The sequence below is a fragment of the Nitratireductor sp. GZWM139 genome (assembly GCF_030068685.1).
In the GTDB taxonomy this organism is placed as follows: Bacteria; Pseudomonadota; Alphaproteobacteria; order Rhizobiales; family Rhizobiaceae; genus Nitratireductor; species Nitratireductor aquimarinus.
In genome coordinates, this window is record NZ_JAMQML010000006.1 from 115,676 (window position 1) to 141,572 (window position 25,897).

Sequence of the window (25,897 nt, forward strand, 5' to 3'; positions counted from 1 at the left end):
GTTCCTTCAAGGCAATAGTGTCAGTCGACAGCGCTAGCGTGCATGGTCCATGGTTCTTATCAAGCGACTACGGGGCGCAAGTTATGTTGGCAATCCGCATTCGACAATCGGAAGCAGGCCCTTAAGGACTAGAGCCGGGGTTCCCGGCGAATCGGTTTCAGAATTCGCCATCCCATTCGGCTGATAAACCAACCGGCCGTCGCAAGCCATATCAATGCCGCAGCCATCCAGGCTAACAAATTCCAGAACTCGTCGATGATCCGGAAAACTCTTCTGCCTTTGGTCAGAACCAGAGCGCCTCTGTATCTGCCCTCATACGCGGCGGCGACTTCTTGGTATCGCTGCAAATCTTTTAGTGTGTTGGAACGTTCTACGGTTTCAATCGTGCCACGGAAGCCAACCATGTTGCTGATTTCACGTAGGTTCCGACCTGTTGCGCTCAGTTCATTGACAGCATCCTGCCGAATGATCAGGCGGGCAGTCGAGATCAGTTCATCCAGTCGCCAATCAGACGGGTTCGTGGGGTCAAGCTGACGGGCTTGATCTGAAAGCCTTTTCACTTGGTGTTTGTCTATTGTACGGGATAGCACTCGTCTTAGATCCGCAAGCAAAGCGACACTGATCTTTCCAGATTTCTTCAAGACTTTGAGAGTGGTGATGCCGATTTTAGCGGGGAGGCCGCTACCAGCTGCGAAGCTCGCGCCCGAAGCGGTTAAGCTTGCGGCTGCAATCCCGACGCTGACTATGTCGTAGTCGGGCCAAGGCTGATTTAGCAGTTCTTTCGCGTCGCCAATTGGGCTGAGATCGGCAATGGAGCTGGCCAGCAATCCCTCCAGGCATTGGACTTGATCAGTAACGAATGAGCTTCCGATGCAGCGCGCCTTTCTTTTTGCCGTTTCGCTCCAGCCGTTGGCGTCATCAAGGCGGGCTTTCAGTTTTTGCGGGATGGAAATTCCATGCTCCAATGACAATTCGTAGACGCTGGTGGCTAGCGCGATGTCGTCGTTTTCAAGCGCATTGGACATCTCCACAGCGTATTGGCCGGGCTGCACTAAGCCCACCTGATGTTTCATCCACGTAACGGGGTTGGTGCCATGATACAGCAATCGAATGCCATCCATCGCTTTTGGCAAAATGGCTATGCCAGAAGAAAAGAGGCTCGCAATCAATAGGGTGCGAACAAGCAGTTTTCCGGGTTGGCGTAAGGTTGCCGAGAAATGTCGATCACGCATATGAATATTCGCGTGGCGCATCGATTGGGATAACGCCAGTGTAACCAGTCATTTCTCCCTCCGGTGATAGGCGGATATAAGCTCGCTTGCTGCGTTTGCCGACTGCCAAAAAGACAAGAGCGCCCTCAGTGCGTTCCAAAAGGCGCAAAGGATTGCCTTCGCCATCGAGGTGTGTGGTTTCCTCTTCTCCCGTCTCGACTATGCCAAAGCGGTCCAAAAAGGCATCGTTGCGTTTCGCGACTGCGAAGCGTCTCGAACGTTTGGGGCGTTGCCAGAGCCCTGCTATCACGCCGCATATTGCGGCGGGCAACGGTCCCCAGAGAGTTGCACTGGCGGCTATAGTCTGGAAGTCGGGCGTAGCGTGATTGGCTGATTGGGATATAAGTGCAGAGCCCATAATCGCGAACACAGCTGCTATGAGAGTACCGGCACCCAGCAGCAATGCGCCGGAGAGATATCCCCATATCCTCTGAGCTATCGCTCCTCGTGGGTAACCTCGAACCAGATTGCGTCCACCAAAGAATGGAAGAGCGATAGCCGAAAACGCTACCAAGATCAGGATAATCAGACTTTGGTGTTCTTTGGTCTTCTTCCAGGCATCGCGCCCCATTCCCCAACCGAAACCCGCCACTGCACCTGCCCCAACGCCAAGTGCAATCGTGTTCAGTTTTGATGGTTTCTTCATCTCCCATCGCCCTCCGTAGCCCTTCAGGCACCATCATTCGAGAACACAATAAGATTTGCAAGGATTCGTCATTTTGTGAGAGCGCTGGACTTTGCGTTGTTTTTAACCTGCAAGCAAAAATGAAGTCGTGATCGGGGCCAAATCCCGGTTTTCTTGCGTTCTTGTGCTTTGCCGGCTCATCCGCAGATGGAGACGCATATCAGTCCTCGGTCGGTGAAACCTGTCGCGCAATTGAGATTGCTGGCAGCTTGGAAGCTTACTGGGTCGCGCCAGTTGGAGGTTTCTGCAGCAATCGTGATGCGTCTACTTCGAGCACATTCGCGAGCCGATCAACCACATCAATGCTGGCCGAATAGACGCATCTCTCCAGTGAACTGATGTAGGTGCGATCAAGGTTTGCCGCATGCGCCAGTTCCTCCTGCGATAGGCCCTTCGCCCGTCGCAGGCTTTTCAGGTTTGCGGCAAACACACCTCGAATATCCATACGCGGGAGGAGATGGCCTTGATGAGTATTCGACCACGGAGTATTCTCTACAAAATTTGCTCCCGGGTGGGGCGAAGCGCATCGATGTCCGCAAGGGAGGGGAGAATGCTGCGAGTGATCTCTGGGATAGTGCTGCTCTTCCCTTTGGCTGGATGCCAGACATTGACGCGGTACGATGACACGACCGGTCTTGGCAGAGGGCAGGCTGAATTCGACGTCGCATCGGCTCAATGTGAGATTTACGCGCGCCAGATAGCGAACAAGCAGGTGGGCAATGCGGCTGTGGCCAGTCTCGCATTGGGTGGCAACTACCTTGCTGGAGCACAGTTGGGCGCATCGCTAGGAATGCAGCGCCACTATAATCTGTGCCTACGTGCACAAGGCTGGGTTCCGCGAGCGATGAAGTGAGGAGTGTATTCCTGATAGCTGCAATGCTAGCGCTTCAGACGTTTTGGGCTCAGGCGGGTGAATGGAGCGTGCCGGGTCGCAATCCTCCAAGTCTGCTGGTTTTCGCAGGGGCGATTGTGGAAGGGGATGCCGCCAAGTTGGCGCAGATGGTTTCGGTTTTCCCTACAGTTTCAACTGTGATGCTATCAAGCCCAGGTGGAGACCTGCGCGAGGGGCTGGTGTTGGCAGACTTGATCGACCGACTTGGGCTAAACACTATCGTCATGTCGGGTTTGCATTGTGAGAGCGCTTGTGCGGTCGCGTTCATGGGCGGCAAAGAGCGCATTGCCCAGAAAGGCGCGATTGTGGGTGTCCATGCACCTTACCGTGAACGGGACAAAAGCCCCTTCGCCATGCTTGATGGGGTGGGCATGATGTCGCGGAGCGTCGCCAACATCGAAATTCGAAAGTACCTCGCGGAATTTGCACGGAAGAAGGGCATCTCCAGCATTGTGGTCGACTGGATGTTCGTCTCCTCGCAACCGGCATTCACCAAGAAAATTACTGCAAGTGATGGTTTGAGAATGCGATATTCTACGCGCGTCGTTGAATGAATTGGGGGAGGAAGCCCTGATGAGAATTCGCATTCATGAGCCGGGAACACGTACTTCGGATGCTAGAATGGCAGAATATCTTGCTGACCGAGCACCTAGAGCATTTCGATATGCGCAGAATGTCCTTCTGGCTGCTCAAAAATATCGGAATCGCTCAGGGGGAATTTTCTCTTCAGACCATTCTCGATTTCGCCGCTTGGAAAAGGCCGTCGGTCAATTGCATGGCGCGCTAATTCAGGAAGACTATTTCTCTGTAAATGCTGAATTTTCTGAAAGCGAACGGGATGTCGCACTGGTCATAGACTTCCTGAGTGCGTTTTCAGACGCGTTCCCAAATTGGCAAGAGGAATACCAGCTTCTCAACCAGTTGCTCTTGGGGGACGAGGAATGATGAAGTCGTATCACGTCATCTTCGCGGCTTGCGCATTGTTGAGCGGCAGCCTTTCGGCGAAGGCAGACTACGTCGTCACGTCTGGCACCGAAGGGAGTTTCTGTCGTGGTTTTGGAATTGAGAGATGTGAATTCAGGCGCATAGATGCGACCGTCAAAGACGGTGGGCTATTTAACCTCCCGGACACATATGGTGAGGTTGATGAGTATCGCGGTGGCCGCTGTTGGATCGAAATTCATGATGGTTGGGCCAATTGGCTTCTGGGAGACAGGCCAGTCTTCTTGCAGTACCGATCAGGCCCCCGCCACCTTCGGACAAGCTACGAAACTCTGGAGACGCCGGATTACGTAACGTTCATGTGTCGTCGTCGTCCGTAGACACAAGAGTTCCCGAGGAGATGCGGCAAGTGACCAAACCGCCAGCTTACATCAACGACCCGGATGCCATTGTGTACGCTGCATATGATGGTGAGTATGACCTAGTCCGCTCCCTGCTCGAAAGGGGCGACGATGTCAATGTAAAGACGGAACTCGGCGAAAGCGCGCTGTTGGCTGCCACCACAAGTGGGTATCTTGGCATAGTGGAAGTGCTGTTGGAGAATGGCGCGGATGTGAATGCTGAAGATGTCGACGGGACCACGGCAATGGATGTCGCGGCCTCACGCAACTATGACGATTTCTGTGTCCTTCTTCGGAAGTATGGTGCTGAGGAAAGGTATAGAGCAACACTGCAGATTCCGGGCGGTGGCAGTCCAACCTCGAAGCAGTATAGGGTTGATGAGGATTATCTTGATGACCGCATGTTCGTGCTGGAAGTACGGCACTCGCTGTCAGGGTCGGCGATTAAAGCGGAACATCAAGAGACATGGTCGGTCATCACGTGCCGGAATGTACGAGGTTATCCGCCTTTCCGGATCGATCCATTCAATACGCAAGCGGAAGCCGTGCGCTATCTGAGAAAGGTTGCGCCTCAGTCGCCCCGTGTAAGTTTGAATGGAAGTGCGCCATTTCCAGTGCCTTCGTGGTCGGAGTTTCAGAACTGGCTGGAAGAAAACGGGCTGCAACGTATGCCGTATTGAGATGTGCTCGGGTATAGTATCGCAGATATTTGCGAGGATATTCTGATGGAAGACTGCGAAGCCAGTTCTCGACAAAAGGAATGGCTATTTGGTTCTGACTGGCCCGGGGAACGTTGTGGTGCCAGAACGCGCCAAGGGACGCCTTGTCAGAAACCGGCTTTGTCCGGGAAGAAGCGGTGTCAGCTTCACGGTGGGCGGGCCGGTGCGCCATCCGGCGAGAAAAACGGCAACTTCAAATCTGGGCGATATACGAAGGAAGCCCTTCAAGCGCACAAAGATGCTATGGCCCGCCTGAAAGCGCTCGCTCGACTCGCTAAGAGTATCGGTATGCTTCGGTAGCGCGGTTGCTGGCCGGGAAGTGACCACTTCATCGGAGGGTGATTATGAGGGATGTTCCCAAACCCAGCACGACACAAGGTCGTGCCTTCGGAATATATCATGAGACAGTTGCCATAAGATGGACGAGGTCGCTGGTGGAAAAATACTCAGCCGACTTTGAGGAGATTGCCGAGAAAGTCCGTTGGAGAATTGCAGATGAAGGCGGAGGTTTTCTGGCCTCAAGCTCTATTGAGCACCTTGGGGATGAAATAGGATTCTGGGCCAATCCGCACGAAGCCAGTGGTTGTCATCTCGTCAATGCATTCCTGAAGATTCCCGGAGTGCTTCATCCAGTGCCTGCTTCCGCTGATATGTTGAAAAACGAAGGGTGGGATTTGCTCATTGAAGGCGACGAGTTGCCAGAATCGCAGCGCGAACTCGCGGTGCCCGACTATGAGAGCATTGATAGTTGGACAATCGATATTCCAGAACCCGATGATGTACGTACATTCGTTGCCAACACAAAAAATGTGAAAGAATAACTCTCAGTCTATGGATGGGGTGTTTTTGCGAATTCCAATGTTCAATGTCAGTCGATCTGACATTGAGAGAATTTTTATCAATCCCATGAATGGTAATAGAAGAAAGATTTTTTGGGAATTGTACGTTGGGTAGAACATGGCCGGTCGCCCACACAAACAATCCGGCCATGGGATAATATATAAGATAGTACCCCTTTTGCTACTTGCTTTTTGTATGAATGGGCACTGGTTGTTGTTGCTTTTTTGCAGGAATGGGAACCGGTGCAGTGGCCTTTTGATGACTGGGCGGCTGTTTTTGGTTAGGATTCGGTTGCTGTAATCGAGCAACCGCCGCATTGGCACTTTGCTGAGTGACCTTCTTCCACTCGTCTGTGACGCGTCCATCCGGTGAGGGCAAATAGGTCAAGTGATATGCATTCGGTTCTCGCAGTTGCCCACCTATGCGTCCGGTAGGGCGAATGACTTTGAGCAGGCCCAGTTTTTCGCCTAGGGCTAGGGCCGGGTTGATTGCTCGGCGAGAGACGCCAGCATCCACGAACTGACCATATGAAACATAGAGCTGGCCGTTTCTCTGTCCGGCGTGACGCATGTGCTCAATTGCAAGTCGTTCAAGAATCCGCATCAGGGGGATTGTTCTCGCTTCCCATGCAGGGCTTACCATCAGTTCCAGCCGGAGCTGGATAAACGGGGCCTGAATTCGCCCGGGTTTCTTGCTCATTGGTTGCTTTCTTTCTCAGGGGAAAGGGCCCGCAACGAAGGCAAAAATGCAGGCCCATCGCTTGGTTCATTGGTGCGCGCCCGCCGCATTTGGGGCAAGGCTTCCCTTGGGTTGGAATTCTGGTGCGGCGCTGCGGATAGCGTGAATCACCCACTAAGGATTGGTGGCTCGGCTCGAGACAACGGTGATACGTGAACGCAAAACGTACCTCCCGTAAGTGCCGGGAAACTCTCCGCCGTGCCTTTCCCGCAAGGTTTCTATGTGTACGCCCTTGCTCCTCAAGAGGCGCACGTACTCGCTCAAGCGCGTGCCGGGAAACGCTGCTGTGATTATCCCAGATTCGCCTGCGCTCAAAAGTTTCTGAAGCGCCCAAGCCACGCGGCCAGTGACGGTGTGAATTGTACCACTGGTATCGATCTGAAAAGAGACTCTACGGCACGTCCTCATGTCCCGCCTCCCAGATGTTCTGGCAGGCGCAGGAGCGCCTCACGCGTGCTGATGTGAATTTCGACCTTGAGGGTACGGACGAAAGCGATGAGTCCCGTCCGGGTGCGGAAGTACTTCAGATTGTCCCACCGCGCTGTGCCGTGCCTGAGTCCGGCGCGCTTTTGCACAATCCACTGGAGCTTCTTGGGGCATTCGATGACCCGCAGCTTGTCGCCAATGGGCAGGACAAAACGCGCGTCATTCCTACGATTTCGCGTGTTGGCGTTCGAACGGCGCGCCGGGGGCGTATATTTCTTGGGGCGCGGCATCATTTCGCCCTCCCGCTGCGCCATTTCTGGGTAGGCAGCGCCCGAACGAAGGATTCAAGCTCTTCCCTCAGGATGACGGTGCGCTTCCCGATTTTGCGGCGCGTAAGCGTACCGGCACTGAGAAGCTTGTAGATGTGGCTGCGAGAAATGCCTGCTGCTGAGGCGGCTTCAGGGATAGTAAGCGCGATTTTGAAAGCAGGCTGGGTGTCGTTGAAGTGTGACATTTGACCATCCATGGTTGTTGCGGATGGTCACCCATTATTCACATGGATTCGCGGGATTCACCTCGATTATTTCGGCTATTTCCCGAGGCCGTCGAGCGTGTCAATGCCAGTTAATGCTTTTACGCGTTGCATCACCTTGAGATAAAATCGAACGGATTCCTCGACGCTTGTTTTTCCCATATGGAATTCAGACATGAGTGTAAGAATCGCCTCATCCCACGTTTGCGCCTTTTTTAGTTCAACGTAACTTTCTCCGATATGTAGCCATCTGCGGGGGCGTGCTATGGGCTTCCGACCCCGGACGCCGGTTTGCGTCTCCATGAAATACAAAGCGGCCCCGATGCGTTGCAGTCCGGGAGATGCTGTTCCTTCAGTCAGTCGTGTCATCACAAGTTCAATAATCTGTGCTCTTTCGCCGCTTAAAAGGAGGTCTTTCGTATAGAAGGCTTCTAGGACATCAGGGTCCCCCTTCACTGTTAGAGCGAGTTTGGCGAACTCTTGGGCAGTTTGCTCAATTACGTCATTATCTAGCTTGGTCATGATCGGCTCACGAAGGCGGTGGCCTGTGCGCTGTCGTTGGGTGTAGGTAATCTGACCAAGCTTGCATCAGCTCCCTTCGTTTCGCCAGTGCTGTGGCTCGTCGATATGCCTGTTCGGTAGCATCGCCAACGCGGTGAGCGAGTGCAGTTTCTGCGATTTCGCGGGGAAACGGTGTTTCATCCCCTGCCCAGTCGCGGAATGATGACCTGAAGCCATGCACCGTGAAGGCGTTCATCTTCATCCTGCGCATCAGCATTTCCATGGCTGAGGAAGACAGCGGACGATTTGGCCGGTGTCCGGGAAAGACGAAGTCTGAGATTCGTGTTTCGTAAAGTTCGTTGAGGATTGCAAGCGCTGATGTCGAAAGTGGAACGCGATGCTCTTTCGCTGTTTTCATTCGTTTCGCAGGAATCGTCCAGATTCCGGCGTCGAGGTCGATTTCCGACCACTGGGCACCGTAGACTTCACCTGAGCGTGCTGCCGTGAGAATTAGAAGCTCCAAAGCCCGTGCCGCCATCGCCTCCGATTGACGAAGCCGTTGCATGAACTGCGGAACATCCACATATGGCATCGCGGCGTGGTGGCCGCGTGAGAGTTTTTGGCGGGGAGGTAGGATGTTTTTGAGATGACCGCGCCAAAGGGCGGGGTTCTCACCGGTTCGCCAGCCCTTGGCTTTCGCATAATCAAGAACTCGTTCCATTCGGCCTCGCAGGCGAGAGGCTGTTTCTGGTTTTGTTTCCCAAATCGGCTTCAAGACTCTGAGAACCTCATCAGTCCCGATGTTTGAGACCCGAATGTTGGCTATCGGCTTACAGTACTTTTTCAGAGTCATACGCCATTGTGCTTTGTGCTTGTCGTTGCGCCATGATTTTTCCAGCGAAGTCACTAGCTCATCTGCGCACTCTTCAAATGTGGGTTCGGTCTGTCGGGCTTTGACGGCTATCGGATCGCGTCCTTCGGCCACGTTCGTGCGGCATTGTTCCGCCATTTGTCGGGCCCGTGCCAATGAGACGACCGGGTAGGCACCCAAACCCATTTCCCTGCGTCTCTTGTTGCGTGTCCACATGTACACCCAGGACTTTGTGCCTGCTGGTGATACGTAGAGATAGAGACCGCCGCCGTCGCTGTGACGTCCGGCCTTGAGGTTGTTCGACTTTGCTCTTGCGTCGCTAAGTTTGTGGAGTGTCCTTGCCATTCATCCCTACTTTCTTCCCCATTTCATAGTGGGGATGCGTGTGGACGATTATGAATGATGGTGATCGGGCAATGCAACTGAGCCCTTGAAATTCATGGTGTCGAAAGACAATGTTGGATAATCGAGCACAGAGGTATTGCGGACTCTCTCTCCGCCATATTCAGCTGATAACTCTTGAATGTCGGTAATTGCTTCCGCCGACCTTGTTGTCGCCCGAAGCTGCCATTCGCTACAGATCCAAGTTGATCTCCCTCAGTCGCAGGTTGCCGCACTGTTCTTTACATACATGTCAATCACCTCCCAGAAGTGGCCGCGAATATGGCCTCTCACAACATCAAGATGCTGCGCGCGGCTATAGCTTGAGCCCGGTTTGCGATACGGAATGAGCGTTATGTCTTCGTTGTAGATGTTGTTTTCGATCAACCTCTGGGCCTTGCGGAACCGACCGATCAGTTGTTTCAGACTTTGACCTTTGCGGTCCAGAACGCCCTGACGGTTGACCTCACGCAGTGTTCCGCGAGGCGGTCGCGGGGGTTGGCCCTGTGCAATAAGGCTCAGATTGAGCGCAAAACTCTCATGCCAGGCCACCATATGGGCCAGCATGTCGAGAGCGTTCCAGCGGTGATTGATCATAATGTCGGTGTCGAATTCGGGCACCTGATAGAGCCGGATGAAATTTTCGACTTCCCACCGCTCGGCAGCCAGAAGCTTGTCGATGACTTCCTTGTCGCTCATGGATAGTCTCCAGCTGAAATTTCCCGACTGTCGCATTCGCGGGCAAGACGGGAAAGTCCGCCTTGCTAGACCGGGAAATTCAAGCAGCATTCCCGGCTATCGTTGCGCGGCTTCACTCAACTGCGTGAGGTGTCCGGCGAGATCGGTGGCTTCGCCGCCGGCGTTGATGGTGTCGAAATAGTCGTGCCAGCCCGATTGCGCGATGCCGGATATGAGCGCATCGAGCGCCGCATCGTCGGGGCAGCGCCAAATGGCGAAGAATGTCTGTGGTGCGGCGTGCCGTTTGGTCTGATCGACCTTGCCGAGTGCAAGAGCCTCCACGCCGAGGGCGGACAGGGCCGGAACGGCCGAGCCGATGCCGGCGAAGAATTGCTGGCGTTCGCTCTCGGAAAGGTCGAGCCAGGCGGGTTTCGGGGTGTAGAGTTCGGCGAGATAGTGCGCCATGGTTCACTTCCGGTTCAACGTTGGAGATCGGGTTTGATAGAGCGAAGGGCGCGCTTGCAGATGCGGGCTGTCGCAGGTGTCGGGCTTTCGGCGGACCACCGGGCGCACAGAGCCTGAACCCAGTCCGGCCGGTCTTTTCCGGCGTCGTTCAGCCAGTTGCCAACCGAGTCCTGCACATAGCCGGAAGGGTCCGCTCGAAGCGGTTCGAGGACCGGAAGCCCAAGCTGTGGCTGTGTCTTCAGCGCGCCGATATGCGTGCACCACACGCCGCGCGGGCGGATAGCCTCCGAGGCAAAGCGCCGGACGCGCTCCGACGGATCTGCGCTCCACGCGGCCAGCATCGCGATGGCGCTTTCGAGTTCGGCGGCGAGATGCGGGCGGACGGCCATCCACGACCATTCCCGCACGCCGAAATGCCGGTCGTCGGCATAGGGCCGTATCGCCGCAAGCCTGTCGTGAAGGGGCATTTGGGCCGCGCCGACCATGAAGCAGGCCCAGCCGCGCGCGGTGTCCGAAGGGTGCTGCCCAAGCCGGTCCAATACGGTGTCGCCAAGCTCCTGCCGGATCAATTGCGCGGCAAGCGCCATGCGTCTTGATATGCCTTGCGCTGCGCCCTGTTTCAGTTCGGCCAGGGCGTCCGCGCCGATTTCCGGCAGGACATTGCCCATGAGCACGGCAAAATCGACGGCGAGACACTCGGTGAGCGTCGCGGCTTCAACCTCTCCGGCATTGAGGCGGGCGAGGCGATCCGGGCTTATATCCCTGACGCCGCGCCCTGCGGGCTTGGCCGCGCTCATGCGCGCGCATCCTTTTGCCGGCCTGCGTGTGGCCTGCCGGCTTCCAGGTTTTGCCAGATGCGTTGCAGGAGCATGTTCAGCGTTTTGCGCTCGTCGTCGGCGAAGCCTTCAAACAGGGAGGCGACCCATTCGGTGTGTTCGTTGAACAGGTCACGCGCCATTTTTTGTCCTGCTTCGGTCAGGATAACGGCGACCTTCCGCCGGTCATCAAGGCCGCCGCGGCGGGCGATGAAGCCGTCGCGTTCGAGGCCATCGAGAAGTCCGGTGATCGTTGCGCGGGTCACGCCCGCACGTTCCGCCAGCTCATGCGGCGAAAGCCCCCCGGGCTTGTCGTGCAGGAGAAAAAGCAGGACGAACTTGCTTTCGGAAAGCCGGTGCGGCGCGAGCCGGGCGGCGCAGTCGCGATCAATCGCGCCGGCCAGTGTCAGCAGCTCGAAACATGCGCGGATGTTGTGCGTGGGGGCGGTGGCGCGGCGCTCGGCTTCGTTCAGCAGCGCCAGGTGTTTCTGTTCAAGCATCTCATTCATATGGTGGCATATAATATGGTGCCTAATTATAGTCAATAATCTTTGGGCGGTGGCGTTTGCGTGGATTTCGGTTTCATGGTCTTCGGTGGGGCATCCACCAATTCCTGCTCTCTCCATCCGGCCCGCAACCAGAGGCTTGTCGTGATCGCCGGGCTCTGTCATTAAGGTTGTGTTTCCGCGCGGTTATCCGGGATGCAGGCCATGGGTTTTCTCAAGACGCTTGAAAAGAGCGCCCGGAATTTTCGGGACGAACGCATCATCAAGCCGCTCATTCGTTCGCGGTATTTTCAGCGGCATCTTTATGAAGAAGCGGGCGCGCTGATCGTCGAGCTCGATGATCACCGATGTGCGGTCAGCATTCGCGATCAGTGCATCGGAAAAGCCATTCGGCAGGAGAAGGGCTGGTTTCGGGAAGAAACCATGGCGGTTTTCGAGGCGGCGGCGCGGCGCGGGATCTTTGTCGATGTCGGTGCGAATATCGGAACCCAGACGATCTATGCGCTCAAGTTCGGCGGCTTCGAACGGGCGATCTGCTTTGAGCCGCACCCGGAACATCTGTGGATCCTCAAGGCCAACATGGCCATCAACGATCTGACCGACCGGGTGACGATCATGGAAGCGGCGGCCGGCAGGGAGCCCGGTGAGGCCCGGCTTTTTCTCAACACGCTCAACACCGGTGCGAGCAGCCTTCTGCACGATGGCGGCAGCGGCGTTGCCGTCGATGTGCCTGTCGTGCGCATCGAGGACGTGATGGCCGATCTGGGCGTGTCGCCGGACGAGATCGGACTGGTCTGGATGGATGTGGAAGGCTTCGAGGGGGACGCCATTGCCGGATGGCCCTCCATGGCGGGGTTGCCCTTCTGCGTAGAATATTCGCCGGCTATCAACCGCCTTTCAAATGACGTTTTTGCGTGCTGGAAGGAGTGGGCCGTCGTTCATAAGGACGGCGTTATTTGGAACTCAATGCCCGAGTTCGATATTTCGAAATTTGATCGGCAAGTGGACTTTCTTTTCAGATAGGAAACGGAAGCCTTGCCCGTTCTGAGGCAAGGTTTTGAACGCTTTCTATTTTGTCGTCGATGAGGGGATGTGCTGCATTGCCAGCGCGCAGGCCCTGCATATTGCGCGCAGCTGGGGCTGCGATGTGCATGTCTTTGTCGAAAGGCGTGATCCCGCAGCCGCCGTACGGCAGGTCGAGCATGAAGGGCGTATTCACTATCATTTCGACGCGTTGATGCCCTGTCTTCCGGAAGGGCTGCCGAGCAGCCGCAGCTGGCCGCATATCGTTTATCTCCGGCTGTTTGCTCCGGCGCGCCTGCAGCAATATAGCCGGCTGATCTATCTCGATGCCGATGTCCTGAGCATGAAGCCCGATCACGCGCTCTGGGACGTGGCTTTGCCGTCCGGTCTTGCCGCCGTGGAAGATTACGGAACGCTTTTCGAGCTGCCGCCAACGGCCGAAAATCTGTGCCGGGAGGGTTGGCTGGAGACGCTGGGCATTTCATCCGGTCGTGGCTTCAACTCGGGCGTTCTGGTTATCGACCCGCAGCGCTGGCGGGAGCATGACTTTGCCGGCAGGCTTGTCGAATATTTTGAAAAATATCCGCAGGCCGAGCGTTTCGATCAGGATTTTCTTGCCTGGCTCTTCGATGGCGCATGGACGGAGCTGAGCCCGCGTTTCAATTTTCAGGCGTCGGTGCTCGGTTTCGGCATGTTTGCGGCCATTGATCCGGTGTTCGTGCATTTCTGTCAGTATGAAAAGCCCTGGTTCGACCGCCGGGGCGACGCCGCGACCAATATCGATGAAGCCATCATCGATGTGTACGATGCGCTTCTGGAAGATGCCGGCTGCGACGCCGCAGCGCTGGCGCGCCCGCTCACACTGACGGGGCCGCAGCGCTTCAAATTCTGGTTGCGCAGAAAGATGGCGGCGCACGGTTTTCCCTCACGCAAGGAGCGGCGCGTGGGGCGCGAAAGGCAGCGCCGCATCGGTGTGTTCGCCGACTATGTTTCCGCGCGCCTTTCCGAAGGGCGCTTCGCCGACATGGCGGCCAAGGCGCTGCCCGATATCCGCGACGAGACCTATTTCGACGGCCGCTTCTTCAGGACGCGCCTCGACAGGGATGCGCTGCTTGCAGTGCGCGTCGGTTCTTGAGGAAGTGTCGAACCATCTAGCGTTTCAGGTTCGCGAGAATGTCCATGAGTTCGGAGCCTGTCTGGAAGACCTTAGAGTTTGCAGTATAGCTGCGCTGCGCCTCAATCATGGACGTCAATTCTTCGGCCAGGTCGACATTCGAGTTTTCAAGTGCGCCAGAAACCACTTCGCCATATCCGCCGGCTCCCGCAAAGCCGAGACGTACGTCGCCGGAATCCGCACTGGGGCGGAAGATGTTGCCTGAATGAACGGACATCTGGTCAGGGCTCTGAACGGTGGCCAGCGCAAGCCGGTAAAGAGGCACAAGGCCGTTCTCGCCATAGTCGGCGTAGAGAATGCCGTCATCCGAGATCGTGTAATCGCTGGCCGTGGCGGGGCTCGTTCCATTGGCGCTCATGTCATGCACGGTGAATGGGGCGGCCAGCCGCGTCATGCTGGTCATGTCGAGTGTAAGTTCAGCCCCGTTCGGAACCGGTACGGTCAACAGGCCACCATCAATCAACTGCCCGGAGTTTGCATCGAACTCGACCAGGCCGGTCGCCAGAGGCGCGCTGCCGGGCGCGCCATAAGGGAAGCTACCATGCGCAGATGCATCGGCCCGGTTGAAGACGGTGACTTCCCAGTGATTATCGGGGCCCTTGGTCAGATAAACGTCGAGAAGCACTTCGCCGCCGAGATTGTCGTAAGCAACAAACGATGTCTTGTTGGTGAAAGCGCTGTTGGGGGCGTTGTTGGCGGGCGTCAGGCCGGCAATGTAGGGCTCAAGAACCGGCGTGAATGGCGAGAGGTTGAGGTTTACCGCTATGGAGCCGAGCTCGTCGTCCCAGTCTGGATGGCTGTCGTCCAGAGAGACCATGTCCGTGTAATCAATGACGAACGTGTCACCGCCACCGAGCGGAATGCTGGCGGGCGAGCCCGAGACAAGTGCGCCGGTGACGGGGTCGAACTCCAGCGTCGTCGTGGCAAGCGGCGGATCGCCGGCTGTGCCGTAAGGAAAGCCAAGCGGGCCTGCCAGAGCACTGTCGAAGAAGCTGGCTTCCCATGTATCGGGGCCGACCTTGGTGTAGTAGGCATCGATGTTTACGGGGGCGCCAAGTCCTGTGTAGCCGGACATTTGCTGGCGTATATGGAAGATACTTGCAGGGTCGTTGTCGGATGGTCGTTGGTCGCCCGGGGCGACTGCCGGAGTATTGGACGCCAGGTTCATGTGCGGGCGATAACCTGGCGCTCCCGCAGGTGCTGCGTTCTGTGTGACGCCGGACAGGTCGATGCCGAGTGGTTCGCCGCCGGGATAGAGCGTGACCAGCGGATTGCCGCCGGTGATTGCGCCGGTCGTCGGGTCCATCGTCAATGTCGTGGTTGCAGTCAGGCCTGGTGTTGGAAGCGGATAGGGAAAGCCTGCGGGTGATGACTGGTCCCTGGCGAAGACGGTGACTTCCCAGGTGTTGTCCGCGACTTTGGTATAGTAGACGTCGCCGGCCAGACCTCCCAGCGGTCCGCCATGGGCAAAACTCGTCCGGTACGAATAGGCGGTGTATGGTCCGTTTTCCGACGGCGGTGTTCCGGAAACCGCTGTTCCGTTGGTCTGGGCTTCAGCCGGAACATTGAGATCGAACCTTGCATAGGTGGATGGTGCGCTCATGAGCTCGTCCTGCCGTAATGAAACCGGGACGAGGCCTGCGTAACCGTTGGCGGTGGGGGTTGGAACGCCATTAGCGTAGTCATAGCCCATAAGCCTGTAACCGGCGGCGTTCACGAGGTAGCCGTTGCTATCGGGAACGAAAGCGCCCGCGCGTGTTAGGCTTGGCGCGCCATTCTTGTCGGAAACAACGAAGAAGCCGTTCCCGCTGATCGCGAGATCTGTGGCCGAGGTGGTGTAGCTCAGCACGCCTTCAGAGGAGATCGCATATCTGACGGATGAGGAAACGCCGCCTGAAGTGTAACCGGTTCCAGTGTTGGGCATCACCATTGATGAAAACTCGGTGCTGGCGCGTTTGTAGCCACTAGTTCCAGAGTTTGCGATGTTGTCAGCAACAGTTCCAAGGCGCGTTGATTGTGCGCTCATACCGGAGACTGCTGTTCGCATCGTTCCATAAAGGCTCATGGCAACCCTCATTTATATAAAATCAAGATGAGGAGTAGGGGCGTTAGCTTGCGCGAGGCTTTACTCTTGTTTTTCAGTAAAAAGTATTCAAATCCAATTTCTTGATTAAATTAAATGTATTTAGTCGGTTTTTTGTTTTTGCTTGGTGCGTGTGAACTAGTATCCAGACGGAGAGAAGGTGTTCAGAGAACGCTCCTCTCTCTGGTGCCAGGACCTAGGGTCCTCTCCCTAGCCACGCCCCCTGTAGGGCGGGACGCCCTGATCGGGGATCCACACGCCCTTTGGCGGTTCTCCGGTCTGGTAGAACACGTCGATGGGCATGCCGCCGCGCGGATACCAGTAGCCGCCGATGCGCAGCCAGTGGGGTTCCAGAAGGTCGCAGAGGCGGCGGCCTATGGAGACGGTGCAGTCTTCGTGAAACGCGCCGTGATTGCGAAACGCGCCGAGATAAAGCTTTAGCGATTTGCTCTCCACCAGCCAGCCGGCCGGCACGTAGTCGATTACCAGATGGGCGAAGTCGGGCTGGCCCGTGAGCGGGCAGAGCGAGGTGAATTCCGGCGCGGTGAAGCGCACGGCGTAGCGCACATCCTCCTGCGGGTTGGGCACACGTTCGAGCACGGCTTCTTCGGGGGATGCGGGCAGTTCGGTCTTGCCGCCGAGAAGGGTCAGATTGTCGTAAATGGTCTTGTCGGTCATTGCGGTCGCTTCCTTTCAGACGCCGCGCCGGTTGCCCCACAGGAGCACGTGAAGCTGCGGCAGGATGTGGGGGGAGAACCAGCGGTCGGCAACGGTGCGGTCCACCAGCCAGCGCATGCGCTCCAGAACGCCTTCCATGTCGATGGAGGCGTCCTCGGTCTCGGTCTTGGTTTCTGGCGGCGGCGGGGTGTGGTTGCAGGGCTGGAGGTAGAGGGGCAGGGCGGGGTAGCGGTCCGCCACATGCCGCGCCCAGCGATAATCGGCCTCGTCGAAGATGACGATCTTCATCGCCATGGGCGCATCGCCGGCGGCGGCGATGCAGGCGTCGAAACGCTCCCAGTTCACCGTCTCGCCGGAGGAGGGCGGCTTGGGGCTCAGAACCAGCATGTCGAGCTTTGCGAACCAGTCACGGGCGATGGAGCCCTGTGTTTCGAGCGCGAAGCGATAGCCCTCGGCGCGGCCCGTATCGATCAGCCGTTCGAAGGGCTGGATCGCCGGGTTGCCGCCGGACAGTGAAACCATGACGGGCGTGCCGCCGGAGAGGTCCCTTATGCGGTCCATTACATCCTGGCTCTGCATCGGCAGCCAGTCGTGGCGATAGGTGTTGTCGACGGCGTGGAGGCTGTCGCACCAGCGGCAGCGATAGTCGCAGCCGCCGGCGCGGACGAACACGGTCGGCATGCCGATCAATGCGCCTTCGCCCTGGATCGTGGGGCCGAAAATCTCGGCAATGCGCAGCGTGCTCATGGGCGGTATTCCGCCCAGGTCTTGGGCGTCTCGCTCACGCGCACCGCCGTCACCTCGCTCCAGCGCGTCCGGCACCAGTCGAAAAGCGCCTTGGCCAGAAACTCGGCGGTGACGCCGTCATGGCCGAACACCTCGTTCAGGTGCCGGTGGTCGAGCGTGTCGTCGATATGGTCTTTAAGGGGCTTGAGCTCGCGGTAGTCGCGGACGAAGCCGTGATTGTCGAGCCGCTCGCCGGCCAGTTCCACCACCACGATGTAATTGTGCCCGTGCAGCCGCGCGCAGGGGTGGTCGTCGGGCAGGTTCGTCAGGCGGTGCGAGGCGGAGAAATGAAACTCCTTGCTGACCCTATACATGGTCTGCCTCCCCGGTGGGCTGTCGTGGGGTGGCCTGTTGTGCGGTGGCCTGTCGTGCGGTGGTCTGCCGGCCGGTGGCGGCAAGCCAGAAGTCCGGATCGTCATAGAGGGTGGGGTCTGGAACGCCGGCCTCGTGGAAGGCCTCGCGCCGCTCCACGCAGGTGCCGCAGCGCCCGCAATGGTTTTCGCCGCCCTTGTAGCAGGACCAGGTTTCGGCAAACGGCGTTTCGACGCGCGCGCCCTCGCGCACGATGTCGCCCTTGGTGCCGTTCACGAAGGGCGTGTAGAGGCTGACCGCGCCTATGCCTTCGAGCGCAGCGTCCTGCATGGCCTGAAACGCATCGATGAAGCCCGGCCGGCAATCGGGATAGATGAAGTGATCGCCGCCATGAACGGCTGCGGCCACGGCATCGGCCCCGCGCGCTGCGGCAATGCCGAAGGCGATGGTGAGCATGATGGCGTTTCGGTTGGGCACCACCGTCACGCGCATGGTCTCCTCGGCATAGTGACCATCCGGCACGTCGATGGCGTCGGTGAGGGCGGAGCCCGCCAGATGCCGGCCGATGGCGGAAATGTCGAGAAGGTCGTGGGGGACGCCGAGCCGGGCGGCTGCCTTTGCCGCGAAATCCAGCTCCTTGCGATGTCTCTGGCCGTAATCGAAGGAGATCAGGCCAATAAGGTGTTGTTCCCGCGCCACCTTGTGGGCAAGGGAAACGGAATCGAGTCCGCCTGAGCAGACGACGAGCGTTTTCATGATCGGGTTCCTTGTTTTAATGACCGGGTAGGCTGCGACCGGTGCCGGAACTCTCCGGCGGCTGGAGGCGTATCAGACCTTCAGCCCAAAGAAAAGCGGCGATCGGTTTCCCGACCGCCGCCTGGTTTTGTGAGCCTCTATCCGCGCAGCTGCGCGGTGCGCGGCAGGTCGGAGAGGATCTCCGCACCGTCGGCGCGCATGATGACGATCTCCTCCAGCCGCAGGCCGAACTTGCCGGGCAGATAGATGCCGGGCTCGATGGAGAACACCATGCCTTCGTCCAGAACCGTCTCTGAGGTGGCGGTCATGTAGGGCGGCTCGTGAATGTCGATGCCGAGCCCGTGGCCGGTGCGGTGGGGGAAAAAATCGCCATAACCGGCCTCGGTGATCACGTCGCGCGCGGCCTTGTCGATGGTCTTTGCGGTGACGCCGGGCTTTGCAGCGGCAAGAGCCGCGGCAACCGCCTGCTCGACGATGGCGTAAACCTTCTCAAACTCCGCATCGGGCTTTCCGTAGTAGCCGACGCGCGTCATGTCGGAGGGGTAGCCGTCCAGCCGGCCGCCGGTGTCGATGAGAACCGCGTCGCCTTCCTTCAGCTTCGTGTCGCCGGTGTGGTGATGCGGGAATGCGCCATTGCCGGCAAAGCAGACGCTGGTGAACACCGGCACCGCACCCGCGGCCTTGTAGACGTCGCGGATGGCTGCGGAAATTTCCAGCTCGGTGACGCCGGGCTTCAGCGCATCGAAACCGGCCATGGCGGCCTTGTCGTTGAGCACCGCGCTCGCCTTCAGGCGCTTGTACTCGTCTTCGTCCTTGCGGGCGCGCAGGTGGCCGACCGTGTCGTCGGTGAAGCGGCGCTTCGCGCCCGGCAGCGCGTCGAGCAGGAGCAGCGCGAAATCGGCGCGCATCGTCTCGTCGATCACCACGCTCGGGGTCTCCGGCAGGTTCGATGCCTTGAGAAGCCCGGCAAGAGCGGCGTCCGGGCCGTCATCGTCGCGCCAGGGGAAGAAGGGCAGGTCGGTCTTCTGGCGCGAGCTGTCGACATTGAGCGCGGGCATCAGGAAGCCGGCATGATCCTTCGAGATCAGAAGCATGACGGGGCGTTCGTCGCCGTGCGGGTCGAGGCCGGCAAGGTAGACCATGTGGCTGGACGGGCCGATGGCCACCAGGTCGGTGCCGGTTTCGCTCATGCGCTGGCGCAGTGCCTCAAGCCGCCGGGCGGAGGTGTTGGACATCAGAAACTCCTGAAAAGAATGGCGCTATGCAAAGGAAAGAGGCCGCCCCGGCTGGCGGGGCGGCCTCGATTGGTGCGGCGTTCGTCAGTCTTTCGTGACGAGCCGGTAGTAGACGAAGTCGGAGGTGGCGCCGTTGACGTAGCCGTTCACCTTCTCGTCCATGGCGACCTGGTAGGCAGCCTGGAACATGATGACGATCGGCGACTTGGCCTGCACTTCCTTCTGCAGCTCGACATACATCTCGTTGCGCTTGTCAGCGTCGGATTCGGCCAGGGCGGCAGCGGTCTTGTCGTTCATCTCCGTCGGCACGGCCCAGGCGTTCCGCCATGTGGTGGTGGCCTGGTAATTGTCGTCGGAATTGTCGCGGTTATAGGCGAAGGCCTTCGCGTTGGAGTGCGGATCCATGAAGTCCGGGCCCCAGTAGAGCAGCATCGCCTCGTGGCTGCGCTCACGGTACTTGGTGATGACCTGCGAGCCCGTGCCGGGGATGATGTCGAAGTTGATGCCGGCTTCCGCAAAGCTTGCCTGCAGCGACTGCGCCATGTCGGTGAACGGCGTCGAGTTGATGACGTCGAGCGTGACCTTGATCGGCGTTTCAATGCCGGCGTCGGCGAGAATCTGCTTCGCCTTTTCCGGATCGTAGGTGTAGGGCGTCTCGTCATAGGAGCCGGGGAAGCCCTTCGGCCAGAAGGCCTGGTGGATTTCCATCTGTCCCTTGAGGAAGCTGTCGGCCATGCCCTCATAGTTCACGAGGTAGCGCGCGGCCTCCCAGACGGCTTCCGGCTGCAGCGCTTCGGTCTTCTGGTTGAAGGACACGAAGTGCACGGCGGCCTGCGGGTAGGTCTCGACCTTGATGTTGTCGGCCTTGATGCCGTTGATCTGGTCCGGCGTCAGGTTGCGGGCCATGTCCACGTCGCCCGACTGCAGGAGAAGCTGCTGGGTCGCTGCTTCCGCCACGTGACGGATGATGACGTTCTCGACCTTCGGCGCACCCTTGAAGTAGTCGGCGTTGGCGCCCATGCGCACCAGCTCGCCCGGGCGGTAGGCGGTCAGCTTGAACGGGCCGGAACCGGCGGAGTTCGCGTTGAGCCACTTGTTGCCCATGTCGCCGTTTTCTTCATGCTCCATGACCGTCTTTTCATCGACGACGGAGGCAGGGCGGGCGGCCAGAACGTTGAGCACGAAGGCGGGGGAGAAGTCGCCCTCATATTTCACGACGACCTTGTCGCCATCGGCGGTGACCATCGCGTCGACATTCTCCGGCGTCCAGCCGAGCTGGGTGAGAATGAAGGCCGGGGTCAGGTTCAGCTTGATGACGCGGGCGAACGAGAACGCCACGTCTTCCGCGCGGACCGGATTGCCCGAATGGAAGGTCGCGCCGTCGCGCATGGTGAAGGTGATCGTCTTGGCTTCCGGATCGGCTTCCCACTCGGCTGCGAGGCCCGGAGCGAGCACCGTCGGGTCTTCGGCGTCGTACTGCACGAGACGGTCATAGATGTTGGTGACCAGCTCGCCCGACGAGAACTCGTAGGCCTGCGCCGGATCGATGGCGACGATGTCGTCGATGTTCTGCGCGACGACCAGAACATTGTCCGGCGTGGCTGCGAGCACATGCTGCGACAGCGGCATGGTGAGAGCGGCGGCAAGGAGCGCCGTTTTGAAGAGCTTCATTGTTTTCTCCTCCTTATGGATCAGGAATTGCTCTTGGTCTTGCTGGTTGACGAACCGGTTCCCGACCGGGAGCCTTTGGGGCTGCCCTTGTCCGGAGATACCAGTTCAATGCGGTTGGTCGCCTGGCCATTGGCGCCGAACACGGTCAGCGTGCCGGTCCACAACAGGCGTGCGGGACTGTCGGTGCCGTTCTTCCAGGCGTGCGGGGTGTTGCCCCGGTAATGCAGGCTGTCGCCGGCCTTCATCTCCATCTCTTCGCCATCGAGATACTGGGTGATGGAGCCTTCGAGGACGTAGATCATCTCTTCGCCCTCATGGCTCACCGTCTCCGAGGCGTAGCCGGGCGGTACGGTGAGCAGGAAGGAAGAAAGCTGGCTGCCGGGAAACTCGGTCCCGAGCCGCTCATAGACGATGGGCGATCCGGCGATGGAAAACTGCGGGCGGCTTTCGGCCCGCGTCAGGCCGTCTTCGGCGCGGGGCTGGGAGACGAAATAGTCGAGGCCGACGCCAAGCGCGCGGGCAATGCCGGCAAGCGAACCGAGCGTCGGCGTGGCGTTGTCGCGCTCCACCTGGCTCAGATACCCAACGGAAAGACCGGCCGCCTTGCCAAGCTGCTGAAGCGTGAGGCCGAGCTGGCGGCGGCGTGCACGAATAAGCACACCAATCCTGGTGTCGACTTCGGGTGTGGCGCGGACCGTCGGGCTGCTCAAAGATTTTTCCCCCACAAAAATTTTTTTGATGTAATCAGATTTTTTTGTATGATCCAAGCACTTTTTTGACTGACTTGGCAGGGCGCGGGACGAGCTTGAGCGCCCCAAAGTTGCATGAAAACAAGACGTTGGCGTCTGGTTTGTCTCACGGCAGGCCTGCCGGCCAGCCAAGGGACAGGAGGCGCGTTTGGGGCGTCCATCAACAAAAACAGCGGCCAGAGAGCAAACAAGCCATGGCATTTGAACCATCCACAGGGGCTGCCAGCGCGCGTTTGAGCATGCTGGCCGGCCGTGCCTGGGAAGGCGTTGCGAGCGTCCTGCGTTTCGCCGTCGTCGTCGCCGGCACTTTTCTCGGCCTTCTGGCCATCACCTTCTTCATCGGTCGTGTCGTGCCGATCGATCCAGTGCTCTCGGTCGTTGGCGACCGGGCGACACAGGAAGTCTATGAGGCGGCGCGTCAGGCCATGGGGCTCGACCGGCCGCTCATTGTGCAGTTCTTCGCCTATGTGGGCGACGTTCTGACGGGCGATCTCGGCATGTCGATCTCCACCGGGCGTCCGGTGGTCGACGATCTGGCGCGCGTCTTCCCCGCGACGCTGGAAATGGCCACCATCGGCATCATCATCGGCGTCGTGCTGGGCGTGCCCATGGGCGTTGTCGCCGCCACGCATCAGGGCAGCTGGATCGACCAGGTGATCCGCGTGCTCGGCCTGCTCGGCTATTCGGTGCCGGCCTTCTGGCTCGGCCTTGTCGGTCTGGCGATATTCTATGCTGGGCTTGGCTGGGTTGCCGGTCCGGGCCGCGTCGATATCTTCTATGACGGCCTGCTCGATCCCGTGACCGGGCTCTATCTGGTCGACAGCGTGATCGCCGGTGAGTGGGATATCTTCTGGAACGCGCTCGACCATCTGATGCTGCCGGCGTCGATCCTCGGCTTCTTCTCGCTGGCCTATATCGCCCGCATGACGCGCTCCTTCATGCTCGACCAGCTCGGGCAGGAATATGTGACGACCGCGCGGGTTAAAGGCGTGTCCGAGCGCCGCGTCATCTGGCGGCATGCGTTCTATCCGATCCGCATCCAGCTCATCACCGTGATCGGCCTGTCCTATGCAGCGCTGCTGGAAGGTTCGGTGATGATCGAGACCGTGTTCTCGTGGCCGGGCATCGGCAACTATCTTACGACCGCGCTTCTGACCGCCGACATGAACGCCGTTCTCGGCGCGACGCTGGTGATTGGCGCCGTCTTCATCATGATCAACAAGATTTCCGATGTGCTTTACCGCATCCTCGACCCGAGGGCACGCCGATGATTGACTGGCTTCTCGACGATTCCCCGACTTCGCGCCTGCAGGCCAATATGGGCCGCGCATGGCGCGTCTGGACCGCACTGTTACGCAATCCGCTCGCCGTTGTCGGCGCGCTGATCGTGCTGGTGCTGGTCGTCATGGCGATCTTCGCACCGCTGATTGCGCCCTACTCCCCCGTTGGGCAGGATCTCGCAAACCGCCTCATGCCGCCCTCCGCCGAACACTGGATGGGCACGGATGAGCTTGGCCGCGATATCTATTCGCGCGTCGTCTACGGTGCGCGCATCACGCTTTTGATCGTCACCATGGTGGCCGTCATCGCCGCTCCCATCGGCCTCGTGGTCGGTGCGGTGTCCGGTTATTTTGGCGGCTGGGTCGACCGCGTCCTGATGGGCGTGACCGATATCTTCCTGTCGATGCCGAAGCTCATTCTGGCGCTCGCCTTCGTGGCGGCGCTTGGACCGGGCATCGAAAACGCCATCATCGCCATCGCCATCACCGCATGGCCGGTCTATGCGCGCATCGCACGCGCAGAGACGATCACCTTCCGGGATTCGGAATTCATCTCGGCGGTCAGGCTGCAGGGCGCTTCGGCGACGCGGGTCATCCTGCGTCACGTGCTGCCGCTCTGCGCGTCCTCGACCATCGTGCGCGTGACGCTCGACATGGCGGGCATCATCCTCACCGCCGCCGGCCTCGGCTTCCTCGGCCTCGGCGCGCAGCCGCCGCTTCCCGAATGGGGCGCGATGATCTCGCGCGGGCGCAACTTCATCCTCGATCAGTGGTGGGTCGCCACCATGCCGGGCTTCGCGATCATTCTCGTCAGCCTCGGCTTCTGTTTCCTGGGTGACGGTCTGCGTGACGTGCTCGATCCCAAGCAGGGAGAAAAGCAATGAGCGCACCGCTGCTTGAAATCGAAAACCTGACAGTCACCTTCCCGACGTCCAGGGGACCGGTCGACGTGGTGAAGGGCATTTCCTTCTCGCTTGGCCGCGAGCGTCTGGGCATCGTCGGCGAATCCGGTTCCGGCAAGTCGATGACGGGCCGGTCGATCCTGCGGCTCATCCGCAAGCCGGGCCGCGTGACGGCGGACCGGATGACCTTCGATGGCATCGACCTTCTGTCGCAGAGCGAACGGCAGATGCGCGAGCTTCGCGGCGCGCGCATCTCCATGGTGATGCAGGACCCGAAGTTCTCGCTGAACCCGGTGATGACCATCGGCGAGCAGATTGGCGAGGCGCTGCTCACCCACAAGAAGCTGCCGCGCAGCGAGCTGAAGGCGCGGGTGCTTTCCATGCTGGAAGCCGTGCGCATCAACGAGCCGGAGCGGGTGGCGAACCTCTATCCGCACGAGGTTTCGGGCGGCATGGGCCAGCGCGTCATGATCGCCATGATGCTCATCCCCGAGCCCGACCTTCTGATCGCCGACGAGCCGACTTCGGCGCTCGACGTTTCGGTGCAGGCGCAGGTGCTCGACATCATCGACGATCTCGTGACCGGCAAGGGCATGGGGCTGATCCTCATCAGCCACGATCTGAACCTCGTCTCGCGCTATTGCGACCGCATTCTCGTGATGAACAGCGGCGAGATCGTTGAATCGTGCAAGGCCAGCGATCTGCACAAGGCGACGCACCCCTATACGAGGGGGCTTCTTGCGGCCATGCCGCGCATGAACGAGGACCGCGACGAACTGCCGGTTCTCGACCGCAGCACCTGGACCACGGGAGCGGGCACATGAAGAACGCCGCAATTCATCTCGAAAACCTGTCGATCAGCTACGGCAAGACGCCGGTGGTGTTCGATGTCAATTTCTCGGTGTCCGAGGGCGAGAGCTTCGCGCTGGTGGGCGAGTCGGGTTCCGGCAAGTCGACCATCCTGAAGGCGATCAGCGGGCTTGCGCCCGACTGGACCGGCAAGATCTCCGTGCTTGGAAAGCCGCGTGGCCATGCGCCGGACCGCGCGTTCGCAAAAGTCTGCCAGATGGTGTTTCAGGATCCGTACGGATCGCTGCATCCGCGCAAGACGGTGGATGACTGCCTGGCCGAGCCGCTTGCCGTGCACGGCATCGGCGGACGCGACACGCGCGTGAAGGACATGCTCGACGCGGTCGGTCTCGACCAGCGTTTCCGCTTCCGCTTCCCGCACCAGCTTTCGGGCGGCCAGCGGCAGCGCGTGGCGATTGCCCGCGCGCTGATGCTGGAGCCGCGTGTGATGCTGCTCGACGAGCCCACCTCGGCGCTCGACGTGTCGGTGCAGGCGGAAATCCTCAACCTCCTGAAGAAGCTTCGCCGCGAGCAGGGGCTCACCTATCTGATGGTGACCCACAACCTGCCCGTGGTCTCCTTCCTCTGCGACCGGATGGCGGTCATGCGTCATGGCCGTGTTGTCGAGATCGCAGAGGTGGATGCGTTGAAGACGGGTCGGCTTTCCGATCCCTATTCGCGCGAACTCTACGCCGCCAGTGGCGGCACGCTCCAACCCGCATAACAGAGACTGAAA

Annotated in this window: 32 protein-coding genes; 11 read left to right on the forward strand and 21 right to left on the reverse strand. The window is 59.1% G+C overall.

Features of this window, described 5'->3' with window-relative positions:
* Window positions 1-128: 128 nt before the first annotated feature.
* From NDI72_RS09210 to NDI72_RS09220, 3 genes are all read right to left on the reverse strand, one after another.
* Window positions 129-1,232 carry a hypothetical protein gene (locus NDI72_RS09210; protein WP_283800289.1) on the reverse strand — a complete coding sequence of 368 codons (1,104 nt, stop codon included), beginning with the start codon at window positions 1,230-1,232 and terminating at the stop codon, window positions 129-131.
* Window positions 1,225-1,917, reverse strand: coding sequence for a hypothetical protein (locus NDI72_RS09215; protein WP_283800290.1), 693 nt, complete (start codon window positions 1,915-1,917; stop codon window positions 1,225-1,227). The genes NDI72_RS09210 and NDI72_RS09215 overlap by 8 nt, the downstream gene beginning before the upstream one ends.
* Window positions 1,918-2,173: 256 nt before the next feature.
* Window positions 2,174-2,401, reverse strand: coding sequence for a helix-turn-helix domain-containing protein (locus NDI72_RS09220; RefSeq protein ID WP_283800291.1), 228 nt, complete (start codon window positions 2,399-2,401; stop codon window positions 2,174-2,176).
* Between the two features lie 431 nt (window positions 2,402-2,832).
* Between NDI72_RS09220 and NDI72_RS09225 the strand changes: the two genes are divergently transcribed.
* From NDI72_RS09225 to NDI72_RS09240, 5 genes are all read left to right on the forward strand, one after another.
* Window positions 2,833-3,402, forward strand: a complete 570-nt coding sequence (locus tag NDI72_RS09225) for a hypothetical protein (protein WP_283800292.1) — start codon at window positions 2,833-2,835, stop codon at window positions 3,400-3,402.
* A 19-nt stretch (window positions 3,403-3,421) separates the two neighbouring features.
* A complete protein-coding gene (locus tag NDI72_RS09230; RefSeq protein WP_283800293.1) occupies window positions 3,422-3,793 on the forward strand; it encodes a hypothetical protein in 372 nt (123 codons plus the stop codon).
* A gap of 406 nt (window positions 3,794-4,199) precedes the next feature.
* Window positions 4,200-4,871 carry an ankyrin repeat domain-containing protein gene (locus NDI72_RS09235; protein ID WP_283800294.1) on the forward strand — a complete coding sequence of 224 codons (672 nt, stop codon included), beginning with the start codon at window positions 4,200-4,202 and terminating at the stop codon, window positions 4,869-4,871.
* 45 nt (window positions 4,872-4,916) lie between these two features.
* Window positions 4,917-5,210, forward strand: coding sequence for an HGGxSTG domain-containing protein (locus NDI72_RS22065; RefSeq protein ID WP_502888384.1), 294 nt, complete (start codon window positions 4,917-4,919; stop codon window positions 5,208-5,210).
* Window positions 5,211-5,344: 134 nt separating this feature from the next.
* Window positions 5,345-5,731 (forward strand): hypothetical protein, encoded by a 387-nt coding sequence (locus tag NDI72_RS09240; protein WP_283800295.1) that lies wholly within the window; start codon window positions 5,345-5,347, stop codon window positions 5,729-5,731.
* Window positions 5,732-5,930: 199 nt separating this feature from the next.
* Here NDI72_RS09240 and NDI72_RS09245 read toward each other — a convergent pair whose 3' ends face one another.
* The 10 genes from NDI72_RS09245 to NDI72_RS09285 form a co-directional block, all read right to left on the reverse strand.
* Window positions 5,931-6,449, reverse strand: coding sequence for a hypothetical protein (locus NDI72_RS09245; protein ID WP_283800296.1), 519 nt, complete (start codon window positions 6,447-6,449; stop codon window positions 5,931-5,933).
* Window positions 6,450-6,602: 153 nt separating this feature from the next.
* On the reverse strand, window positions 6,603-6,896 hold the full coding sequence (locus NDI72_RS22070; protein ID WP_502888385.1) for a winged helix domain-containing protein: 294 nt from the start codon (window positions 6,894-6,896) through the stop codon (window positions 6,603-6,605).
* Window positions 6,893-7,207, reverse strand: coding sequence for a hypothetical protein (locus NDI72_RS09250; protein ID WP_283800297.1), 315 nt, complete (start codon window positions 7,205-7,207; stop codon window positions 6,893-6,895). The genes NDI72_RS22070 and NDI72_RS09250 overlap by 4 nt, the downstream gene beginning before the upstream one ends.
* Entirely contained in the window at window positions 7,204-7,428 is a 225-nt protein-coding gene (locus tag NDI72_RS09255; protein WP_283800298.1) for a helix-turn-helix domain-containing protein, read from the reverse strand. The genes NDI72_RS09250 and NDI72_RS09255 overlap by 4 nt, the downstream gene beginning before the upstream one ends.
* 75 nt (window positions 7,429-7,503) lie before the next feature.
* Window positions 7,504-7,968: a hypothetical protein gene (locus tag NDI72_RS09260; protein WP_283800299.1), complete on the reverse strand. Its 465-nt coding sequence runs from the start codon at window positions 7,966-7,968 to the stop codon at window positions 7,504-7,506.
* A 7-nt stretch (window positions 7,969-7,975) separates the two neighbouring features.
* The gene (locus tag NDI72_RS09265) at window positions 7,976-9,163 is read right to left on the reverse strand and encodes a tyrosine-type recombinase/integrase (RefSeq protein ID WP_283800300.1); all 1,188 of its coding nucleotides are present in this window, start codon (window positions 9,161-9,163) and stop codon (window positions 7,976-7,978) included.
* Between the two features lie 252 nt (window positions 9,164-9,415).
* On the reverse strand, window positions 9,416-9,898 hold the full coding sequence (locus tag NDI72_RS09270) for a hypothetical protein (RefSeq protein ID WP_283800301.1): 483 nt from the start codon (window positions 9,896-9,898) through the stop codon (window positions 9,416-9,418).
* A gap of 96 nt (window positions 9,899-9,994) precedes the next feature.
* A complete protein-coding gene (locus tag NDI72_RS09275; protein ID WP_206994389.1) occupies window positions 9,995-10,342 on the reverse strand; it encodes a DUF6616 family protein in 348 nt (115 codons plus the stop codon).
* Window positions 10,343-10,356: 14 nt separating this feature from the next.
* Window positions 10,357-11,139, reverse strand: a complete 783-nt coding sequence (locus tag NDI72_RS09280; protein ID WP_283800303.1) for a DNA alkylation repair protein — start codon at window positions 11,137-11,139, stop codon at window positions 10,357-10,359.
* The gene (locus tag NDI72_RS09285) at window positions 11,136-11,666 is read right to left on the reverse strand and encodes a MarR family winged helix-turn-helix transcriptional regulator (protein WP_283800391.1); all 531 of its coding nucleotides are present in this window, start codon (window positions 11,664-11,666) and stop codon (window positions 11,136-11,138) included. Before NDI72_RS09285 ends, NDI72_RS09280 begins: the two co-directional genes overlap by 4 nt.
* Window positions 11,667-11,867: 201 nt before the next feature.
* Between NDI72_RS09285 and NDI72_RS09290 the strand changes: the two genes are divergently transcribed.
* Both NDI72_RS09290 and NDI72_RS09295 read left to right on the forward strand, forming a co-directional pair.
* Window positions 11,868-12,686, forward strand: coding sequence for an FkbM family methyltransferase (locus tag NDI72_RS09290; protein WP_283800304.1), 819 nt, complete (start codon window positions 11,868-11,870; stop codon window positions 12,684-12,686).
* Window positions 12,687-12,720: 34 nt separating this feature from the next.
* Window positions 12,721-13,821 (forward strand): glycosyltransferase family 8 protein, encoded by a 1,101-nt coding sequence (locus tag NDI72_RS09295; protein ID WP_283800305.1) that lies wholly within the window; start codon window positions 12,721-12,723, stop codon window positions 13,819-13,821.
* Window positions 13,822-13,837: 16 nt separating this feature from the next.
* On the opposite strand, the gene NDI72_RS09300 is transcribed toward NDI72_RS09295, so the two are convergent.
* The 8 genes from NDI72_RS09300 to NDI72_RS09335 all read right to left on the reverse strand — a co-directional run bounded on the left by NDI72_RS09300 (window position 13,838) and on the right by NDI72_RS09335 (window position 22,091).
* Window positions 13,838-15,937: a flagellar hook protein FlgE gene (locus tag NDI72_RS09300; RefSeq protein ID WP_349632268.1), complete on the reverse strand. Its 2,100-nt coding sequence runs from the start codon at window positions 15,935-15,937 to the stop codon at window positions 13,838-13,840.
* A gap of 216 nt (window positions 15,938-16,153) precedes the next feature.
* Window positions 16,154-16,621 carry a preQ(1) synthase gene (queF, locus tag NDI72_RS09305; protein ID WP_206553532.1) on the reverse strand — a complete coding sequence of 156 codons (468 nt, stop codon included), beginning with the start codon at window positions 16,619-16,621 and terminating at the stop codon, window positions 16,154-16,156.
* Window positions 16,622-16,636: 15 nt separating this feature from the next.
* A complete protein-coding gene (gene queE, locus NDI72_RS09310) occupies window positions 16,637-17,368 on the reverse strand; it encodes a 7-carboxy-7-deazaguanine synthase QueE (RefSeq protein WP_283800306.1) in 732 nt (243 codons plus the stop codon).
* Window positions 17,365-17,721 (reverse strand): 6-carboxytetrahydropterin synthase QueD, encoded by a 357-nt coding sequence (queD, locus tag NDI72_RS09315; RefSeq protein WP_113153887.1) that lies wholly within the window; start codon window positions 17,719-17,721, stop codon window positions 17,365-17,367. The genes queE and queD overlap by 4 nt, the downstream gene beginning before the upstream one ends.
* Window positions 17,714-18,475 carry a 7-cyano-7-deazaguanine synthase QueC gene (gene queC / locus NDI72_RS09320; RefSeq protein ID WP_283800308.1) on the reverse strand — a complete coding sequence of 254 codons (762 nt, stop codon included), beginning with the start codon at window positions 18,473-18,475 and terminating at the stop codon, window positions 17,714-17,716. Before queC ends, queD begins: the two co-directional genes overlap by 8 nt.
* Before the next feature lie 137 nt (window positions 18,476-18,612).
* On the reverse strand, window positions 18,613-19,710 hold the full coding sequence (locus tag NDI72_RS09325; RefSeq protein ID WP_206544411.1) for a M24 family metallopeptidase: 1,098 nt from the start codon (window positions 19,708-19,710) through the stop codon (window positions 18,613-18,615).
* An 84-nt stretch (window positions 19,711-19,794) separates the two neighbouring features.
* Window positions 19,795-21,381 (reverse strand): ABC transporter substrate-binding protein, encoded by a 1,587-nt coding sequence (locus NDI72_RS09330; RefSeq protein ID WP_206544412.1) that lies wholly within the window; start codon window positions 21,379-21,381, stop codon window positions 19,795-19,797.
* A gap of 20 nt (window positions 21,382-21,401) precedes the next feature.
* The gene (locus NDI72_RS09335; protein WP_206544413.1) at window positions 21,402-22,091 is read right to left on the reverse strand and encodes a helix-turn-helix domain-containing protein; all 690 of its coding nucleotides are present in this window, start codon (window positions 22,089-22,091) and stop codon (window positions 21,402-21,404) included.
* Between the two features lie 278 nt (window positions 22,092-22,369).
* Here NDI72_RS09335 and NDI72_RS09340 point away from each other — a divergent pair, with 278 nt between their 5' ends.
* Genes NDI72_RS09340 through NDI72_RS09355 form a run of 4 tightly spaced genes read left to right on the forward strand, consistent with a single transcriptional unit; the run spans window position 22,370 to window position 25,885 of the window.
* The gene (locus tag NDI72_RS09340) at window positions 22,370-23,401 is read left to right on the forward strand and encodes an ABC transporter permease (RefSeq protein WP_224873387.1); all 1,032 of its coding nucleotides are present in this window, start codon (window positions 22,370-22,372) and stop codon (window positions 23,399-23,401) included.
* Entirely contained in the window at window positions 23,398-24,294 is an 897-nt protein-coding gene (locus tag NDI72_RS09345; protein WP_065817307.1) for an ABC transporter permease, read from the forward strand. Before NDI72_RS09340 ends, NDI72_RS09345 begins: the two co-directional genes overlap by 4 nt.
* A complete protein-coding gene (locus tag NDI72_RS09350; RefSeq protein ID WP_113153892.1) occupies window positions 24,291-25,136 on the forward strand; it encodes an ABC transporter ATP-binding protein in 846 nt (281 codons plus the stop codon). The genes NDI72_RS09345 and NDI72_RS09350 overlap by 4 nt, the downstream gene beginning before the upstream one ends.
* Window positions 25,133-25,885, forward strand: a complete 753-nt coding sequence (locus NDI72_RS09355; protein WP_206544414.1) for an ABC transporter ATP-binding protein — start codon at window positions 25,133-25,135, stop codon at window positions 25,883-25,885. The genes NDI72_RS09350 and NDI72_RS09355 overlap by 4 nt, the downstream gene beginning before the upstream one ends.
* Window positions 25,886-25,897: the final 12 nt, after the last annotated feature.

Excerpts from the sequence above, each read along its gene's own strand:
- NDI72_RS09340 (WP_224873387.1), top strand. The coding sequence starts at position 22,370 with ATGCTGGCCGGCCGTGCCTGGGAAGGCGTTGCGAGCGTCCTGCGTTTC.
- NDI72_RS09300 (WP_349632268.1), bottom strand. The coding sequence starts at position 15,937 with ATGAGGGTTGCCATGAGCCTTTATGGAACGATGCGAACAGCAGTCTCC.
- NDI72_RS09220 (WP_283800291.1), bottom strand. The coding sequence starts at position 2,401 with ATGGATATTCGAGGTGTGTTTGCCGCAAACCTGAAAAGCCTGCGACGG.
- NDI72_RS09355 (WP_206544414.1), top strand. The coding sequence starts at position 25,133 with ATGAAGAACGCCGCAATTCATCTCGAAAACCTGTCGATCAGCTACGGC.
- NDI72_RS09215 (WP_283800290.1), bottom strand. The coding sequence starts at position 1,917 with ATGAAGAAACCATCAAAACTGAACACGATTGCACTTGGCGTTGGGGCA.
- queD (WP_113153887.1), bottom strand. The coding sequence starts at position 17,721 with ATGTATAGGGTCAGCAAGGAGTTTCATTTCTCCGCCTCGCACCGCCTG.
- NDI72_RS09280 (WP_283800303.1), bottom strand. The coding sequence starts at position 11,139 with ATGAGCGCGGCCAAGCCCGCAGGGCGCGGCGTCAGGGATATAAGCCCG.
- NDI72_RS09350 (WP_113153892.1), top strand. The coding sequence starts at position 24,291 with ATGAGCGCACCGCTGCTTGAAATCGAAAACCTGACAGTCACCTTCCCG.
- NDI72_RS09230 (WP_283800293.1), top strand. The coding sequence starts at position 3,422 with ATGAGAATTCGCATTCATGAGCCGGGAACACGTACTTCGGATGCTAGA.
- NDI72_RS09245 (WP_283800296.1), bottom strand. The coding sequence starts at position 6,449 with ATGAGCAAGAAACCCGGGCGAATTCAGGCCCCGTTTATCCAGCTCCGG.
- NDI72_RS09255 (WP_283800298.1), bottom strand. The coding sequence starts at position 7,428 with ATGTCACACTTCAACGACACCCAGCCTGCTTTCAAAATCGCGCTTACT.
- NDI72_RS22070 (WP_502888385.1), bottom strand. The coding sequence starts at position 6,896 with ATGAGGACGTGCCGTAGAGTCTCTTTTCAGATCGATACCAGTGGTACA.
- queC (WP_283800308.1), bottom strand. The coding sequence starts at position 18,475 with ATGAAAACGCTCGTCGTCTGCTCAGGCGGACTCGATTCCGTTTCCCTT.
- queE (WP_283800306.1), bottom strand. The coding sequence starts at position 17,368 with ATGAGCACGCTGCGCATTGCCGAGATTTTCGGCCCCACGATCCAGGGC.
- NDI72_RS09285 (WP_283800391.1), bottom strand. The coding sequence starts at position 11,666 with ATGAATGAGATGCTTGAACAGAAACACCTGGCGCTGCTGAACGAAGCC.
- queF (WP_206553532.1), bottom strand. The coding sequence starts at position 16,621 with ATGACCGACAAGACCATTTACGACAATCTGACCCTTCTCGGCGGCAAG.
- NDI72_RS09275 (WP_206994389.1), bottom strand. The coding sequence starts at position 10,342 with ATGGCGCACTATCTCGCCGAACTCTACACCCCGAAACCCGCCTGGCTC.
- NDI72_RS09325 (WP_206544411.1), bottom strand. The coding sequence starts at position 19,710 with ATGTCCAACACCTCCGCCCGGCGGCTTGAGGCACTGCGCCAGCGCATG.
- NDI72_RS09330 (WP_206544412.1), bottom strand. The coding sequence starts at position 21,381 with ATGAAGCTCTTCAAAACGGCGCTCCTTGCCGCCGCTCTCACCATGCCG.
- NDI72_RS09290 (WP_283800304.1), top strand. The coding sequence starts at position 11,868 with ATGGGTTTTCTCAAGACGCTTGAAAAGAGCGCCCGGAATTTTCGGGAC.
- NDI72_RS09345 (WP_065817307.1), top strand. The coding sequence starts at position 23,398 with ATGATTGACTGGCTTCTCGACGATTCCCCGACTTCGCGCCTGCAGGCC.
- NDI72_RS09210 (WP_283800289.1), bottom strand. The coding sequence starts at position 1,232 with ATGCGTGATCGACATTTCTCGGCAACCTTACGCCAACCCGGAAAACTG.
- NDI72_RS09225 (WP_283800292.1), top strand. The coding sequence starts at position 2,833 with ATGCTAGCGCTTCAGACGTTTTGGGCTCAGGCGGGTGAATGGAGCGTG.
- NDI72_RS09265 (WP_283800300.1), bottom strand. The coding sequence starts at position 9,163 with ATGGCAAGGACACTCCACAAACTTAGCGACGCAAGAGCAAAGTCGAAC.
- NDI72_RS09250 (WP_283800297.1), bottom strand. The coding sequence starts at position 7,207 with ATGATGCCGCGCCCCAAGAAATATACGCCCCCGGCGCGCCGTTCGAAC.
- NDI72_RS09270 (WP_283800301.1), bottom strand. The coding sequence starts at position 9,898 with ATGAGCGACAAGGAAGTCATCGACAAGCTTCTGGCTGCCGAGCGGTGG.
- NDI72_RS09260 (WP_283800299.1), bottom strand. The coding sequence starts at position 7,968 with ATGACCAAGCTAGATAATGACGTAATTGAGCAAACTGCCCAAGAGTTC.
- NDI72_RS22065 (WP_502888384.1), top strand. The coding sequence starts at position 4,917 with ATGGAAGACTGCGAAGCCAGTTCTCGACAAAAGGAATGGCTATTTGGT.